Below are 16,885 nucleotides of genomic sequence, written 5' to 3' on the forward strand. Positions count from 1 at the left end.
CGTGGCGATCTGCCTGGATCTGTTCCTGGTCTCCGACCGCTACGACGCCGCGGACGGACAGGATCCTCGAACGGCGGAGTGGCCCCCTCACCCGGGTCGCGGATTCGCCGCGCTGCGCTCGGTCGCCGATGACGACGAACTCTTCGTCCTACGCGAACTGGAACGACGCCCCCCACCGGTGGTGCACGCATCCGCGGCGATCTCGGTGGGACGGAGCCGCGCCTATGTGGTGACGAACACGCTGGCCGCCGGCGGCGGCAACCTCAGCCACCCGGGCAGAACCAGCGGCCTTCGCGAACGACGCTCGGCATATCCACAACAGTCGCGGGTGCAGTTCGTCTGGACCTCCGACGACGCCTTCGACGACAAGTCCGTGGCGCTGCTCGACGCGCTGGCACGACGGGTGCCCTATCTGGGTCGGTCGACCTCTGTGGTTCTGATGGGAGCCCGGCGGGTGGACAGCGTGGAAGCTCCGCCGGGGTTGGACGTATTCGAGCCCGTCGACGACGGATCCGGCGACATTCAGCTCCGCGTCCCCTATGCCGGGTACGTCGATGAGCTCAACGTGTTGTACGAACAGGGTCATTCCACCTGGCAGGCCAGTGACGGTGCCCGCGCTCGGCATTGGTACCGCCAGGTGACAAGCCACGAAAGCCCACTGCAGGGCAGCACCTCCGCTTCTTCGGAGGCGACCGTATTCCGTTCGGCCTACCACGATCTCATCGTGTTGCGCTTCATCGACCGCCGCCCCGCCGGCCGGCTCACTCCCGTGTTCACCGCCGCATTGCGGTCGATGGTCATGGGGCAGACGGCCAACCCGCTGCCGCCGGCCCTGCACGGCCACGGCTACGACGGCAACCCTCACGTCGCCTATCTGGGCCTGCCGGTCTGCGGGAGTCCTTTCGCCGACGGTCATCTGGTCGGCTTGGCCGTCGCCATCCCTGGAATGGACGAGGCCGAGCGACGCCGCATCCTTCGCGGCATCCTGGGCCCGGAGGGGCGAGGCGTGGTCGACCTTCGTGTGCCGGGCTTCCGTAGCGAGTTCACTCTCGAGTACCGGCCCGACCAACCGCTGCCGCGAAGCGCCGCCGACTGGCACTGGACGCGACCCTCCAAACAGTGGGTGACCGCCACCCCGATCGTGCTGGATCGCTACCCCAAGGACGGAGATCTTGCTGCCGGCGTCCTGCAGAGTGTTGTCCTGTCCGGGCTTCCGGAGCCCGCACTGGTCGAGGTCAGCACCGCGGCATTGACATCGGGTGCCGTACACCTGGCACCGCGAGAGTTGCCCCGCCGGGCCCGCGGGCGGCTGTACTGCCACGCGCGACTCCACTTCGACCGACAGGTTGCCGGTCCCGTGCTGGCCGGCGCCGGACGCTATTTCGGCGTGGGGCTTTTCCAACCCGAGGCGAGTGAGGGTGATCGACGTGCAAGCCAGTGACTTCAGCGCGTTCTACCAGGAAATCCACCGCCGGGAGCCCTTCGCATGGCAACGCGATCTGGTCACCGAGGTGGTCAGCCGCCGCTGTTGGCCGTCACTCGTGGACGTGCCCACGGGACTCGGCAAGACCAGCATGCTCGACATCGCGGTGTTCCTCAGCGCCCTGGACGCCGACGCCCCTCACGACCAGCGAGTCGGCCGGCGCAGGATCTTCTTCGTGGTCGATCGACGGATCGTGGTCGACCAGGCCGAACGCCATGCCCGCACCATCGTCCGGGGCCTTGAGGCAGCCGAGCCGGGCAGCGTTGCATCGCAGGTCGCCGCTCGCTTGCGCACGATGGCCGGGCAGAGTGGGAACATCCTCCCGATCGTCAAGATGCGTGGCGGCGTGACCTGGGACGGGTCCTGGCTGGCTCGCCCGGATCAGCCCGGCATCGTGACCGGGACCGTTGACCAGGTGGGTAGCCGCCTGTTCTTCCGTGGCTACGGTGTCAGTCCCCGCCGCTGGCCGATCGATGCCGCGCTCGTCGGCATGGACTCGCTGATCTTGGTCGACGAGGCACATCTCGCTACCGCCTTGACCACGACCCTGGCCGCCGCGCGGTCGTACGACACGCCGACGAAACCGATCGCGTTGCCGCCCGCCACGGTCGTCCAGCTCACCGCGACCGCACGCGACATCGGAACGGGGTGGATCCCGGCCTTCGACGAACCTGCCCATCTCAGCGATCCGGTCGCCGCTCGACGATTGAAAGCAGCGAAGACCCTTCAGTTGAGGGTGGTCGCCAAGTCGGCGGCGGTGAAGACGCTGGTGAACGAGGCCGTCGCAGAGGCTGACGCGCCGGCTGCGCGAGTACTGGTGGTGTGCAACACCATCGACAGGGCTCGCGCCGTCCACACCGAACTGGCCAAGTCGCTGCCCGAGTCGGCTGAACTCCTGCTGCTGATCGGTCGCAGTCGCCAGTACGACCGGGAGGCGGTGGTGGCCCGGGCCCTCGAATTATTCGAAGCCGGACGCGACCGGACGCCGGCGCCGGCCGTCTTGGTCGCGACCCAAACGGTCGAGGTCGGCATCGATCTGGACGCGTCCAGCCTCGTCACCGAGAGCGCCTCCTGGGACGCGCTGGTTCAGCGGATCGGCCGGGTCAACCGCCGCGGGGATCAGGACGGCGCCAGCATCATCGTGGTGCATGACGATGACCCGAAGCCTCCGGTGTACGGCCAGGCCCGGCTTCGAACCGCGGATTTCATCGGGCGGCTGGCGGACGAAGACGACGGCCTCGACGTGTCGCCTCTGGCACTCCGCGGGATCACCCAGCCGAGCGATGCACTGTCCGCGATGCCCGATACGCCGTTCCTCCTGCCGGCGCACCTCGACGCGTGGGCGCGGACCGGGCCCGCTCCAGTCAACGACGCACCGGTGGATCCCTACCTGCACGGGCTCGACCACGGCGTCGCACCGGTGTCGCTCGCCTGGCGCGACGGACTTCTCCATCCTGACCGCACCCCGATCGATCGGGGCTCGGCGAATCTCGCCATCAACTCGATCCCGGTCCGCGCCGAGGAGTGCGTGGACGTCCCCCTTTCCGCGGTGCGGCGCTGGCTCAGCGGTGAGAAACAGGTCCCGATCAGCGATTGGGACGACGACGAGGACTGGGAGATCCCGTTCGGGGACGACGTCGATGCCGTGGTGCTGCGCTACGAGACCCAGCCGGACGGCACGGCGCGATGGCAGTGGGTGCGGCCGGGCTCGTTGCGGCCGGGCGACCTCGTCGTGGTGCCGTCCGAACTCGGCGGCCTGGATCGCTATGGATGGTCTCCTTCCGCCAAGGACCGGGTGCAGGATGTCGCAGAACTCGCGGCACTCGATCGTGGACAGCCGGTGCTACGCCTGGACGAAGGACTCCCCCGACGCCTGGGCCTGCCGCTGCCCGATCCGAACGTGTGGGAGAGCGTGGCCCGGTGGCGAACCACGGACGATCCGGACACCAAGGCCGACCTCGAAACCGCATGCGGGAAACAGCTGCAGAGCTGGCTGAGCAATGCCGAACCGGTCTCTGACAGCCCGTGGGATCGCCGTGACGCGGCCCAGGCCGACACGCGCCGAACTCGCCTGATCGACGCGATGACGAACGCCACGATGCAGGCAGCGGTTTTCAAGGGCAAAGGAAACAGCGACGGCGAGCAGTACTTCTCCGAACCCGTCGCCATCCTGCGACCGGAGAAGTCGTCCGCACCGTGGCAGGAGGCGTCCGAAGACACCGATGACGGCACGGCACATCTCCTCACAACGGTGACATTGCGCACACACGGTGCGGCCGTACGAAAACGGGCTGAGGAGATCGCCCGCTTCCTCCAGTCGCCCCCGGAGCTGACAGCGATCATCGGCGATGCGGCGGGCTGGCACGACATCGGCAAAGTCGACCCACGATTCCAGGCGATGCTCTTCGAAGGCGATCCGGTGCGCGCCGCCATCGCGTCCGAGCCGCTTGCCAAGTCGGGAATGCCGCCGGGTGACCTGCAACGGCACAGGGATGCCCGGCGTCGCAGCGGTCTTCCCCCACGGGCTCGTCACGAGGCGTGGTCGCACGCGCTGGTGGCTGCCTACCTGGCCGCCTCGGAGCGACCCCTGCTGGTCGATCCCGATCTCCTGCTGCATCTGGTCGCAAGTCACCATGGCCACGCGCGGCCTTTGCTGCCGCCTGTCGTCGACGGAGCCGAGCATCGGCTTCTCACCGACATCGACGGCACCGTGGTCGAGGCTGATCTGCCGCGGCAGGTGGATCTGAGCCATGCGGAACGGTTCCAGGCCCTCAACTGGCGCTACGGGTGGTGGGGGTTGGCACTGCTGGAAGCGATCGTCCGTTGCGCCGATATGACCGTGTCAGGGGAGGGATCATGAACGAGGTCAGAATGCCGGCACTCACCGGCGACTCACCCTTGGGCATCCTGGCAGCGATAGGCGTCCTGCGGTTGCTCAGTGAGTTCACCGAGGCCAGGACGCGGCTGCGCTGGAACCGCAGCGACCTGACCGCGGTGCTGTGCGGCCCGCACGACGACATCGACGCCGTCGTGGCTGACCTGGCTGCGATCGTGGCCGGCATCGACGAGGGGGCGTCCCTACCGGGAGTGGGGGCGGGATTCCCACCGCCGGGCGCCGCACCCGACGGGCTTCGCGTCCCGCAGGCCCGGCTCAGTTCCGCGACACAACCCCTGGTGCGAGACATGTCCGACGCTCAACGCGGCGAAGCGCTGCGCTGGCTGTCGAGCCTGGTCACCGATCTGGCGGCGGACGACAAGGGACGGGTCGCGATCAGTCAGTTCGCGGCCCCGTCGGGCAAGCAGTCCATGGCGACCATGCTCGACAAGCCGCTCGAACAGATCCGGAAAGAGCCCGACCATCTCCGTCAGGCCATGGTCGGCTGGCGCCGAGTCGCCGGTGTCACCGGGGAGTACCTCGATCACAGGGCAATGTGGGACGCCACCGAAGACGGTGCGGGATCCCCCAGCATGCGCGGAGTACCGGGTGCCACCTGGCTCGCCCTGATGAGCTATCCGTTGCTGCGCACCACGGTGTCGTCGAGGAGGCGTCCGCTGAGCAGCGGCTGGCATGCCGTGAAGGTGAACGGCTCGCGACCGTATGACGAATTGCGGCTCCCGGTCTGGGAGCAGCCGCTCGGCACCGCCGGCATCACGGCATTGATCGAGCATCCGGCACTGAGCAAGGTGGGAGGACGTCCTGGCCCGGCGGGCAAGCAGGACGATCTCGTCGCGCTGGGCATCGTCCATGTGTGCCGCGCGCGACGCTATCAGCCTCCCGGCGGCAAGTCCGCCGGCGTCCTGACACCGGTCAGATCATGACGATCATCAGGCCGGATCTTCCCGGACTTCCGGAGACCGTCCCTGCCCGCATGGTCAACGAGTTCACTTATTGCCCGCGGCTCTTTCATCTGGAATGGGTGCAGTCACGATTCACGGCCAACGATGATGTGGAGGAGGGCCTCTATATCCACCGTGTTGTCGACACGCAAGCGGGCGACCTGCCGGACAAGGCGGACGCCTGGGAAGGACGGCGGGCGACGTCCGTCTGGCTCACCTCAACCAGGCTGGGCCTGACCGGAAAGATCGACCTCGTCGAAGGCGACGCCGGCGGCAAAGTCGTCCCGGTCGACTACAAGAAGGGTAGGCCGACGGACGACGGAGGGGCCTGGCCGAGTGATCGCGTACAGTCCTTGATCCAGGCGCTTCTCCTGCGAGAGTCCGGATACGACGTTTCCCACGCCGAGATCTGGTATGCCGAGGTTCGGCGTCGGATAAAGATCACGGTCGACGACGATGCGATCGCCGAGATCGTGGAGACACTGCGCGCACTCTGGAAGGTCGCCGGCTCTGAACAAGCACCGGCTCCACTCGTCAACAGCCCCAAATGTCCACGATGCTCCCTGGTCGGGATCTGCCTACCCGACGAGACCAACGCCCTGGCCGTTCGAGCGCGCGAGCGCACGGCACTCCGGCGTGTGATGGCACCCGACCGCCATTCTCGTCCGGTCTACGTCACCACCCAAGGGGCGACGGTCGGCGTCCGTCGTGGGCGGCTGGAGGTGTTCCAGGACGGAGCAGTGGCGGCGACCTTCCGGCTGATCGATGTGTCGCAGGTCTGCCTATTCGGCAACGTATCGGTCTCGACGCAGGCGGTGCGCGAGTTGATGGCGCGGGAAGCTCCGCTTCTCTGGTTCACCTATGGGGGATGGTTCTGCGGGATGGCGGAAGGGCTCCCGGCAAAGAACGTGGAACTGCGAAGAGCGCAGTACTCAGCACCGCCGCCTGCCGCAACCACGATCGCGAAAGCAATGATCGCAGGCAAGATCCACAACAGCCGGGTCCTTCTTCGCCGCAACTCCCGGGGCGACGTAGCGGCCGTCGTGGATCAACTGCGCGCTCTGGTCACATCGGCACGTGGTGTCGAGACTATTCCGAGCCTGCTCGGCATCGAGGGAACCGCGGCACGACTCTACTTCGGTAAGTTCACCACCATGGTGGCGTCGGCAGCCAAGGTGGACGTCTCGCCATTCGACGAGAACGGGCGTGCCCGGCGACCGCCGCCCGATCCTCTCAACGCGCTGCTTTCCTTCACCTATTCGCTCCTGATCAAGGACCTGACGACAACCCTCCACTCAGTTGGCCTGGACCCCTACCTGGGCTTTCTGCATCGTCCGCGCTTCGGCCGCCCGGCACTTTCGCTCGACCTTGCTGAAGAGTTCCGGCCACTCATCGCCGAGAGCGTGGTGCTCCAACTGCTGAACAACGGTGAGGTTCGGGACAGCAGCTTCGTCTCCCGCGCCGGCGGATGCCAACTCCAAGCCGACGGACGTCGCTCCGTCCTTCGCGCCTACGAGCGGAGGCTCGACCACGAGATCACCCATCCCCACTTCGGCTACCGAGTGACCTACCGTCGAGCACTCGAAGTGCAAGCCCGCATGCTCGCCGCCCACCTGCTCGGCGAACTACCCACCTACACACCGTTCGTGACGAGGTGACCGGGATGCCCCGTCGTCGCCACCTGATCGCCTACGACATACGCGAGCCGTCCCGCCTGCGACGCATCTGCAAGCTCATGGAAGCCCACGGGGAACGGCTGCAATACTCGGTGTTCGTCTGCGACCTGACCAAGACGGAGCTCACCCGGCTGCGGGCATCGGCCGAAGGCATAATGAACTTGGCTGCGGACTCAGTCGTGATCATCGATCTCGGGAACCTTGATGATGCCCGCTTCACATTCGTCGGCCACCGGGAACAACTACCCCAGCGCGGGGATCAGATCGTATGACGAGCACTCCGCTGCCAGGACAAGTGAGCGCCAGCGTTCGCGCCCTTGTCAGACGACAGTCGCCTGCCCACGCGGGCGTCCAAAGCACCCTTCAAGGCCACCTCCAGCGAGCAGCGCTCGCAAAAGCTGGCAACTGCCCTAGTCAGATGCTAGATTCCTGAATAGCTCTCTTCCCGGCCACCAAGGCCGGGCTCCATTGCGGCGAGCAGCTCGGCAACGCGCAGCTGGATGCGGCGATCGACTCTTCCCGGCCACCAAGGCCGGGCTCCATTGCGGCGCATTCGCATGAGTGCCGTCCCCGCGCTCAAGATCGCACTCTTCCCGGCCACCAAGGCCGGGCTCCATTGCGGCGACCCGTGGCGGCGGTGATACCTGGCGCGGCAATTCCCCCTCTTCCCGGCCACCAAGGCCGGGCTCCATTGCGGCACGTCCCGCGCCCAACTCGGCACCAGCCCCCAGCGCACCGCTCTTCCCGGCCACCAAGGCCGGGCTCCATTGCGGCATCGATCACGGAGAATCCAGCCGCGTGCAGGATCGGCCCCACTCTTCCCGGCCACCAAGGCCGGGCTCCATTGCGGCGGGATGCGCCCGGGCAAGCCGAAGACCCGGCGCCAGACTCTTCCCGGCCACCAAGGCCGGGCTCCATTGCGGCTGGGTCAAGGAGGAGAGCCTGGCGAAGGCTCCCGCCACCTCTTCCCGGCCACCAAGGCCGGGCTCCATTGCGGCCTCTTCGTCAACGTCCATTCGCAGTACAAGCAGACCCGCTCTTCCCGGCCACCAAGGCCGGGCTCCATTGCGGCCCGTGTCCTCGACCGACGCGCTCCGGAGCATGCCCAAGCTCTTCCCGGCCACCAAGGCCGGGCTCCATTGCGGCCGTGAGATCGGCGGCAGCACCAACGGCTACGCTCAGCCGCTCTTCCCGGCCACCAAGGCCGGGCTCCATTGCGGCATCATCATCTTGGTGGTGCGCAGTGTCGGGCACTACCTCTTCCCGGCCACCAAGGCCGGGCTCCATTGCGGCCGGAACCTTCGTGAGGTTGAAGGGGTTCGAGAGGGGAGACTCTTCCCGGCCACCAAGGCCGGGCTCCATTGCGGCTGGTTAGAGATGGCCAGCTATTACAAGACGGACACAGCTCTTCCCGGCCACCAAGGCCGGGCTCCATTGCGGCTCGACGCTGCTGCGCATGGCGTCGGCCAGCGCCCACTCTCTCTTCCCGGCCACCAAGGCCGGGCTCCATTGCGGCTACTCGATCCACCCGCAGCGCAGGTAGGTCGAGCGCTCTTCCCGGCCACCAAGGCCGGGCTCCATTGCGGCCACGACCAACGCCACCCGCGCGTCGACCGGGATCTGCTGCTCTTCCCGGCCACCAAGGCCGGGCTCCATTGCGGCGCCGCCACTCGGGAGAACGCCAAGTACTGCTCGGGCTCCTCTTCCCGGCCACCAAGGCCGGGCTCCATTGCGGCCGGCACCGGTTCGCGACCCGCACCTACGCGGCCGTCTCTTCCCGGCCACCAAGGCCGGGCTCCATTGCGGCGAGTTGTGGGAGACGGTGCTCTCGCACATGCTGTCTCTTCCCGGCCACCAAGGCCGGGCTCCATTGCGGCCAGATTGCCGGCCGCGTGTCCCGCGCCGACGCCATCGCTCTTCCCGGCCACCAAGGCCGGGCTCCATTGCGGCGCGATCGCACTCGCCGCGCTGCCTGCGGACGTCGAGCTCTTCCCGGCCACCAAGGCCGGGCTCCATTGCGGCACGTTCATGGACGCGGTCGGCATGCCGGTCCTGGTCGCTCTTCCCGGCCACCAAGGCCGGGCTCCATTGCGGCCTCCACTTGCTGGAGCCGGCGATGCGGCGGTAGCTGCTCTTCCCGGCCACCAAGGCCGGGCTCCATTGCGGCGTCGAGGTGCAGAAGCAGTTCGGCACGATGCTGCGCGACTCTTCCCGGCCACCAAGGCCGGGCTCCATTGCGGCCACATGAACGAGGCGGGCCGGAAGGCTCGCCAGTTGCCTCTTCCCGGCCACCAAGGCCGGGCTCCATTGCGGCCTGGCATTCGAGCGCGCCGACGGTACGATGCAGGACGCCACTCTTCCCGGCCACCAAGGCCGGGCTCCATTGCGGCATCCTTGAGTTCACTCAGGCCCTCGTCAGCCTCCGCGGCTCTTCCCGGCCACCAAGGCCGGGCTCCATTGCGGCCTCCAGTCGTCCCATACAGCGGGACGCCCAGCTCTCGGCTCTTCCCGGCCACCAAGGCCGGGCTCCATTGCGGCTCCATGTAGTCGGTGTCGCCTCGGCGGTCGCGCCACATCCTCTTCCCGGCCACCAAGGCCGGGCTCCATTGCGGCGCGATATTTTCGGCATCCACGCGGATGGGGCTTCCGGGCTCTTCCCGGCCACCAAGGCCGGGCTCCATTGCGGCTTGCACCGACTCGAATAGCAGCACCTGCCGGGGGTCGGCCTCTTCCCGGCCACCAAGGCCGGGCTCCATTGCGGCATGATCCACCAGACCATGCGCAAGGCGGTCCGGAAGCTGCTCTTCCCGGCCACCAAGGCCGGGCTCCATTGCGGCGTCGCCCGAGGGGGTGTGCCCATGCCGATCATCGTCCTCTTCCCGGCCACCAAGGCCGGGCTCCATTGCGGCCGGCCTCGTCGATGACGCTGCCGCCGCTGGATGGTCGCCTCTCTTCCCGGCCACCAAGGCCGGGCTCCATTGCGGCTCGTATTCGGGCGCGGGCCTCAACGGCTTCGCGGGCGCTCTTCCCGGCCACCAAGGCCGGGCTCCATTGCGGCTCGTCGTATGCGGCTCGGTAGGGCCAGGCGGACGGCTCTCTTCCCGGCCACCAAGGCCGGGCTCCATTGCGGCGGCGTGCACCTGGGCGTCGACGAACAGCGCGAGCTGTGGCCTCTCCCCGGCCACCAAGGGCCGGGCCCCATTGCGGCGTCATTGCCCGATGTGCGTTCGCTGCGTGCGTTGTCGGGTCTTCCCGCCAGCAAGGCTGGCTCCATTGCGGCTCGTGGGGTGGTGGTGACGGTGTCCATCGGGTCGGCCTCTTCGCGGCCGTCAACACCGGGGCCCGTTGCGGCCTCGCTCCGGTGATGCTCTCGACCGGAATCCAGCGATCCCCTTCCCGACCACCAAGGTCGGGCTCCATTGCGGCCATTTCTTTGCGTCCCAGATGATGTACTTGACCCGCAGCCTCTTCCCGGCCATCAAAGCCGGGCTTCATTGACGGGTGGCTCTGGTCGCGGTTGTGTCGGACACCACCACAACTTCCCGATTATCACTAGTCGGGCTCCATTGTGGCGATGGACTGGGTCTGGCACGATCCCGAAAGCGCGCTCCCCCAGCACCATCGCGACGCTCCAACGCCGAGTACGAAATGGTCGATCAGTCGAGGGTCGCGGGCCACGGATCTTCCGCCAGCCCGCCCTCCAGAAAACCCTAAACGCTGCGGCGTCGACTACATAAAGAGCTGTGGGTCACCTGCGCCGCCCCTCCGGCACAGGCGACCCACAGCTGAACTCGTTGCGGCCGAGGCCTTCACCCTCGGCCGCTGGCGCTCAGGAACGCTTCACGATCGACGACATCCCCAACGTGTTTCCTTCGGAATCGATGACCTTGGCCTGGGCATCGCGGTAGCCGATCTGCTTTCCGGACCACCAGTCCATGGTCCGCACGGTGGTGAACTGGTCCTGCTTGTCACGCCACCAGGTGATCACCATCCGCGCGCCGTCCGGCGCACCGTGCGCCCTGAATCCGAAGCTGTCGTCGCGCTCGTCGGTCACCTCGATCAGCACGTCCGCGGACGGCACATAGTTCCGGCTCAGCGCCTGCAGCTTGTCGAAGGGGAACGGGTCGTACTGCCGGCTCCGCCCGCCCCACATCACGTTGTAGTTGTCGGCGTTGCCGAACAGTTCGGGATAGGGGTCGGTGGCGAAGGTCGCAGCGTTCTCCAGCGAGATGTTGATGCCGCCGCTGCCGTCCATGACCATGAAGCCGTACTTCTGGGCCGCCTTGGCGATCGCCTTCGCGACCGGATGCAGATTCAACGAATCGACATCGAGGCTGGCCGGCAACCGCAGATACTGGCCCAGCGAGAGCGTCTTGACGGTCCGCGGCTGCAGCCCGTCCGTTCGCGTCGCCGGCCTGGAGATGTGCGTGTCGATCACCTCCGGGGGAACGGCGATGCCGATGGCGTGGTCGATCCGTCCGGCCTTGAGCTCCTCCACCTTGACCGTGTACGGCTCCAGGGCAGCCCCCGACGCCGAGACCCCCTTCGGCGACGGGAAAATCCCCTCCGACTCGTACGAGTTCGTGATCGAGCTGCCCCAGCAGGCAAACCACTTGTCGTGCAGCTTGAAAGACTGCCAGAGCTCGACATAGCGACCACTGTCCACATTGAACACGACGATCTGGCCGTCGCTGCCCTCGGACGGGACTGCCTTCTCCGGAATATGGACGCCCTTCAGATCCTGGAACACGCTGGGCAGATAGCCCTTGTGTTGGCAATCGCTGAACTGGATGTCGTAGGTCGGATCGGAGTTCTTCGCCTTCCAGAGCGGGTTCGAGTACTGATGGGTGGCCAGGTTCATCGACGGCAGATCACGAGCCGGTACGCCGTACTGCTCGATGCCGTACTGCTTGACATTCTGCACAATGGATCGGCTGTTGGCATCGACCGGTGCGTAGTCGGGCAACGTCTGGAAAGCGTGGGCCGTGGGCGCCCAGATGTGCGGGTAGGCAGGCGTGGCGGAGTGCGCCACACCGGTGGCGGCAGGGGTGATTGCGACCACGGTCAGTGCCGCGACGAGTAGCCGCGATAGCGCTGGGGGCTTGCGCATGGGGGTGTGCTCCTCTGTGTTATTGCGGTGGTACTGCAGGACGTTATGCACGGGACAAGGTGCATACCCCATTCAGCGAACATATGCGGACATTCGCGCGCTTCAGCCGACCCTTCGCCAGGAAGGGTCCCAGATATTCCATTTTTGGGCATGCTCCACCGGTCGTCCGTCATTGCTTGATCGACGACAGGCTTGATGCAGGTAATCATGGTCGACACACTGGCGACCGGCGCCACTATGAGTGGTGCAGACAGCGGACGCGAGCGTGCTCGGGTTCACATATGGGGTCACTTTTTGGGGGTAGCGACATGATCACACAGCCCAGCAATCTAATTCAACTAGGATTGAATATACTTACCCTAAGTAAAATCGGCCCCATCTCCGTACCGTCGAACACCGACTCAAATGGCGGTCGAGTTACCACATGATGACGACGAGGCGACCAAAGACACGCGACCGCGGGACTCCATGCCGAGTCGAGTCCGGACGCCGACAGCCGAACCCCGTCCGCGCTATCGCTCGGACGTCCGAGGCCACCGGTTGCGCAAGTCCGCTGGGCGCAGGCCCCCGAACACCGGTCGCACGTCAGCGCCGAATGCGGAGCATGGCGAGACCGAACCCGGCAACGCAAAGAGCCCGAGTACCAACGGCACCACGGGCTCTGATCACATCGGCGCGCTCGGAGGGACTCGAACCCCCAACCTGCTGATCCGTAGTCAGCTGCTCTATCCATTAAGCTACGAGCGCTTGGGCCGGTGCCCGGCCGCTGCCGAACCACCGACCGACAACTCTAGTTGATCGGGTGGAGGCGCGTCCAACCGGGACGGCGCGTCCGGCCAACAGCCCCCGAACCCGCCCGCGTTACGGCAGGATGGAGAAAAGCACCAACCGCCTGCAGCGTGGCAGGCAGAAGGAGTCCGCAATGCCGGTCGAATCCCGTCAGATCGCCGAGACGGCGCCACCCGACGCCACCGAGGCGCTGGTGACCTGGGTCGCCGGGGTGGCCGAACTCACCCAACCCGATGCCATCCATTGGTGTGACGGCTCCGAGGAAGAACGCGACCGACTCTACGCCGAGATGGTGGACGCCGGGACGCTGATCAGGCTGAACCCGGAGAAGCGTCCGAACAGCTACCTGGCGCGTTCCACACCGTCCGACGTGGCCCGGGTGGAGTCGCGCACGTTCATCTGCTCCGAGCGCGAGGCCGACGCCGGCCCGACCAACAACTGGGCCGAGCCGGCCAAGCTGAAGCAGAAGCTGGCCGGCCTGTTCGACGGCTGCATGCGCGGTCGCACGATGTACGTCATCCCGTTCTCGATGGGTCCGCTGGGCGGCGACATCTCGAAGCTGGGCGTGGAGATCACCGATTCGCCCTACGTGGTGGTCAACATGCGCATCATGACCCGGATCGGCACCGAGGCGCTGAGCCACATCGGCGCCGGCGAGTACTGGGTTCCCGCGGTGCACTCGGTCGGCTACCCGCTGGTCGACGCCGACGGCGCCGCGCGTCCGGACGTGCCCTGGCCGTGCAACGACGAGAAGTACATCGCGCACTTCCCGGAGACCCGGGAGATCTGGTCGTTCGGCTCCGGCTACGGCGGCAACGCGCTGCTCGGCAAGAAGTGCTACGCGCTGCGGATCGCCTCGGTGCTGGCTCGCGACGAGGGCTGGCTGGCCGAGCACATGCTGATCCTCAAGATCACCGGGCCGGACGGCCGCACCTACCATCTGACCGCCGCTTTCCCGTCGGCCTGCGGCAAGACCAACCTGGCGATGCTGCGTCCCACCATTCCGGGCTGGAAGGTGGAGACCATCGGCGACGACATCGCCTGGATGCGTCCCGGCGCCGACGGACGCCTGTACGCGATCAACCCCGAAGCCGGCTTCTTCGGCGTCGCACCCGGGACGTCGGCGACCACCAACCCGACCGCGCTGGCTGCCCTCGACCACGACACGATCTTCACCAACGTGGCGCTGACCGACGACGGCGACGTGTGGTGGGAGGGGATGACCGACGAGCCGCCGGCGCACCTGATCGACTGGCAGGGCAACGACTGGACGCCGGACTCCCCCGGCAAGGCCGCCCACCCGAACAGCCGGTTCACCGTGCGCGCCGACCAGGCGTCGTCCATCTCCGACGACTGGGAGGACCCGGCCGGTGTCCCGATCGACGTCATCCTGTTCGGTGGACGCCGGGCGCACAACGTCCCGCTGATCACCGAGACCTACGACTGGCGCCAGGGCGTCTTCGTGGGTGCGACGGTCAGTTCGGAGCAGACCGCCGCCGCGGAGGGCGCCGTCGGCGCGCTGCGTCGCGACCCGTTCGCGATGCTGCCGTTCTGCGGTTACAACATGGCCGACTACTGGGCGCACTGGCTGCGGGTCGGCGACACCCTGGGCGAGCACGCCCCGCGGGTGTTCCAGGTGAACTGGTTCCGCAAGGACGCCGACGGCCGCTTCCTGTGGCCCGGCTTCGGCGACAACGCCCGCGCCATCGAGTGGGCGCTGAGAAGGGTGAACGGCGAGGTGGACGCGGTCGACTCGCTGAACGGCCGGCTGCCGAAACGTGAAGACCTGAACCTGGACGGCCTGGACCTGACCGAGGCGCAGCTGGACGAGCTGTTCGCGCTCGACCCGGCGGCGTGGGCCCAGGAGGCCGACCTGACCCAGGAGTACTTCGCCCAGTTCGGGGACCGGCTCCCGGCGGAACTGACCGAGGAGTTGGAGGCGCTGCGTCGGCGGATCGCCGAGGCGTCCTGAGCGTGGACCGGCAGGCCGGGTACCATCCCGGGATGCCGATCCTTCGCCGTCCGCTCGCCCTGCTGCTGGCCGTCCCGGCGCTGGTGGCGGGGTGCAGCGCCGCTCCGGCCACGCCGCCGGCCTCGACTCCGCCCGCGATCAGCGCCAACCCGACCCCAGTATCGACCGACCCGGCACCGGGACCGACCATCACCGACGGGCAGGCCGAGGGGTGCCCGTTCGGTGACTACAAGGCGACCGGGTTCACCGTCACCGGGGTCAACGGTGCGACCGGCAAGGGCACCGTCACCGACGTCGAGGTGACCTTCCACAACGGCCTCTACACGTTCGAGTTCGACGAGGACCACCCGATCACGCTGACCATCGACAAGCGCACCGAGCAGGTGCGCATCGACGGCGACTTCGAGGGCGCCTACACCGGCCAGCCGGACGCTCTGATGTTCACCCGCGGCAACGCGACCGGCACCGCAAAGGTGAAACGAAACGGTAAGACCCAGAGCTACCCGATGCGCGAGGTGGCCGCGATCCTGGCACCGCGGGGCAAGGGTTCCGCGGTCTGCGCCGCCGGCACGGCGACGATCCGGACCGGCACCCTCACCTGGGAGTTCGTCCGCGACCTCGACTGATCACTCGGTCGACGCCGAGTCGGTCGGCGCGGGCTTGGTCGACACGGCCCGTGTCCGCACCGGGTCCGCCGGGAGCGAGTCTTCCGTCGGTTCGGACGGAGTCTCGGCGTCTTCCTTGTCCCGGACGACGGTGCGGACGGCATTGTCCGGCTGCTCGGGGAACAGTCGCAACGCCACCAACCGCGCCGCGCAGGCTTGCCGGACGTCATCCTCGACGTCGTCGCGCAGTCCCTCCCGCAGCACCGGGTCGGTGGCCGAGACGACCGCGAAGTAGAAGCCGGAGAACACCGCCAGGAACCCGCAGACCCGCAGGTGCTGCAACGTCAACGCGTAGCTGTGCAGTTCGGTGCTCCAGCTCAGCAGCACCTCCGGCGGCGCTTGCGTCCAGGACCGCACCACCTCGGCGTCCACGGTGATCAGCCCCAGCAGCACGAAGAAGACGAACACCGCCAGGCCCACCACGGTGGCGATGGTCAGCTTCGAGATCACCATCACCAGCCGCAGGTTCTGCTCCTGCTCACCGGTCAGCGGACACATCGCCGGGGTGTCGATCCGGCCGCCGGCCAGCGGCGTCCCCTCGACCAGCTCCTCCACCTCGCCGGACCGCTCGAAGCGCGCCAGGGCACGCAGGTCGAGCGCCCGGGTGTGCAGGAACAGCCAGCTCAACCCGACGAAGAGCAGCACCGCGAGCAGGTAGGCCAGCGGCGACAGGCGTCCGAACGCCTGCCACAGCTCGCCGGTGAAGAACAGGAACCCGACCACGCCCAGCAGCATCGGCAGGGTGCGGCCGATCGCCGTCCCGCCGGCCAGGAAGGACGCCATCACCCGCCGGCGCAGCCACGGTCCCAGCGCGATCAGCCCGCTGTAGGCGAGCAGGTTCACGAAACCGAACAGCACCAGCTGCACCAGGAACAGCACCACCGCGGCCGCGAACGCCAGCCATTCACCGGGCACCTCGAGGTCCTCCACCACGATCGCCTCGTGCGGGGTGACCAGCACGACCAGGCTCGGCACGACCAGGAACACGGTCCGCTCCAGCCAGGTCACCCGCTCCGGCAACGCGAACAGCGGACGCCGCTGGATCAGATTGCCGAGCGCCCAGGTGACCAGCACCGCGACCACCGAGACCCCCACCGACTGCCACAGATTGCTGGTGTACGAGGGCACCTCGAACAGCATCACCAGCACGAACACCACCGCCATCGCCCGGGCCAGCCGGGCCGCTCGGCGGCGTCGCACCGACGTCCCGTCGAGCAGCGCGGAGAAGCCGCGGCGCAGGAACCAGCGCTCCACCTCACGGACCTCGACGCTGGACATGACGGTCAGCTTAGGGAATCACCGCTCGCCGTTGGTCGAGCCTGTCGAGACCGGGTCGGACGCGAGAGGTCTCGA

Annotated in this window: 9 protein-coding genes, 1 tRNA gene and 1 CRISPR repeat array; of the genes, 7 read left to right on the top strand and 3 right to left on the bottom strand. The window is 67.4% G+C overall.

The window, feature by feature from the left end:
- Position 1: 1 nt before the first annotated feature.
- The 5 genes from csb2 to cas2 are packed head-to-tail and all read left to right on the top strand — an operon-like array spanning position 2 to position 7,268.
- On the top strand, positions 2-1,441 hold the full coding sequence (gene csb2, locus QM582_RS18970; protein ID WP_415087069.1) for a type I-U CRISPR-associated protein Csb2: 1,440 nt from the start codon (positions 2-4) through the stop codon (positions 1,439-1,441).
- On the top strand, positions 1,419-4,343 hold the full coding sequence (gene cas3u, locus QM582_RS18975) for a type I-U CRISPR-associated helicase/endonuclease Cas3 (protein WP_415087070.1): 2,925 nt from the start codon (positions 1,419-1,421) through the stop codon (positions 4,341-4,343). The genes csb2 and cas3u overlap by 23 nt, the downstream gene beginning before the upstream one ends.
- On the top strand, positions 4,340-5,302 hold the full coding sequence (locus tag QM582_RS18980) for a hypothetical protein (protein ID WP_415087072.1): 963 nt from the start codon (positions 4,340-4,342) through the stop codon (positions 5,300-5,302). The genes cas3u and QM582_RS18980 overlap by 4 nt, the downstream gene beginning before the upstream one ends.
- Positions 5,299-6,978, top strand: coding sequence for a CRISPR-associated endonuclease Cas1 (gene cas1, locus QM582_RS18985; RefSeq protein ID WP_415087074.1), 1,680 nt, complete (start codon positions 5,299-5,301; stop codon positions 6,976-6,978). Before QM582_RS18980 ends, cas1 begins: the two co-directional genes overlap by 4 nt.
- A gap of 5 nt (positions 6,979-6,983) precedes the next feature.
- Complete coding sequence (gene cas2, locus QM582_RS18990; RefSeq protein WP_415087076.1) at positions 6,984-7,268, top strand: CRISPR-associated endonuclease Cas2; 285 nt, start codon at positions 6,984-6,986, stop codon at positions 7,266-7,268.
- Positions 7,269-7,435: 167 nt separating this feature from the next.
- A CRISPR array of direct repeats spans positions 7,436-10,128; the repeat unit is 36 nt; unit sequence CTCTTCCCGGCCACCAAGGCCGGGCTCCATTGCGGC.
- A 697-nt stretch (positions 10,129-10,825) separates the two neighbouring features.
- On the opposite strand, the gene QM582_RS18995 is transcribed toward cas2, so the two are convergent.
- Complete coding sequence (locus tag QM582_RS18995) at positions 10,826-12,157, bottom strand: hypothetical protein (protein WP_415087078.1); 1,332 nt, start codon at positions 12,155-12,157, stop codon at positions 10,826-10,828.
- A gap of 623 nt (positions 12,158-12,780) precedes the next feature.
- A tRNA-Arg gene (locus QM582_RS19000) sits at positions 12,781-12,853 on the bottom strand.
- Positions 12,854-13,028: 175 nt separating this feature from the next.
- On the opposite strand from QM582_RS19000, the gene QM582_RS19005 reads away from it, so the two are divergent.
- Positions 13,029-14,867, top strand: coding sequence for a phosphoenolpyruvate carboxykinase (GTP) (locus QM582_RS19005; protein WP_415087080.1), 1,839 nt, complete (start codon positions 13,029-13,031; stop codon positions 14,865-14,867).
- 32 nt (positions 14,868-14,899) lie between these two features.
- Complete coding sequence (locus tag QM582_RS19010) at positions 14,900-15,493, top strand: hypothetical protein (RefSeq protein WP_415087082.1); 594 nt, start codon at positions 14,900-14,902, stop codon at positions 15,491-15,493.
- Here the strand turns inward: QM582_RS19010 and QM582_RS19015 are convergent, their stop codons facing one another.
- Positions 15,494-16,810 carry a hypothetical protein gene (locus QM582_RS19015; RefSeq protein ID WP_415087084.1) on the bottom strand — a complete coding sequence of 439 codons (1,317 nt, stop codon included), beginning with the start codon at positions 16,808-16,810 and terminating at the stop codon, positions 15,494-15,496.
- Positions 16,811-16,885: the final 75 nt, after the last annotated feature.

This window comes from Micropruina sp. (assembly GCF_047607385.1).
Lineage (GTDB): Bacteria > Actinomycetota > Actinomycetes > Propionibacteriales > Propionibacteriaceae > Micropruina.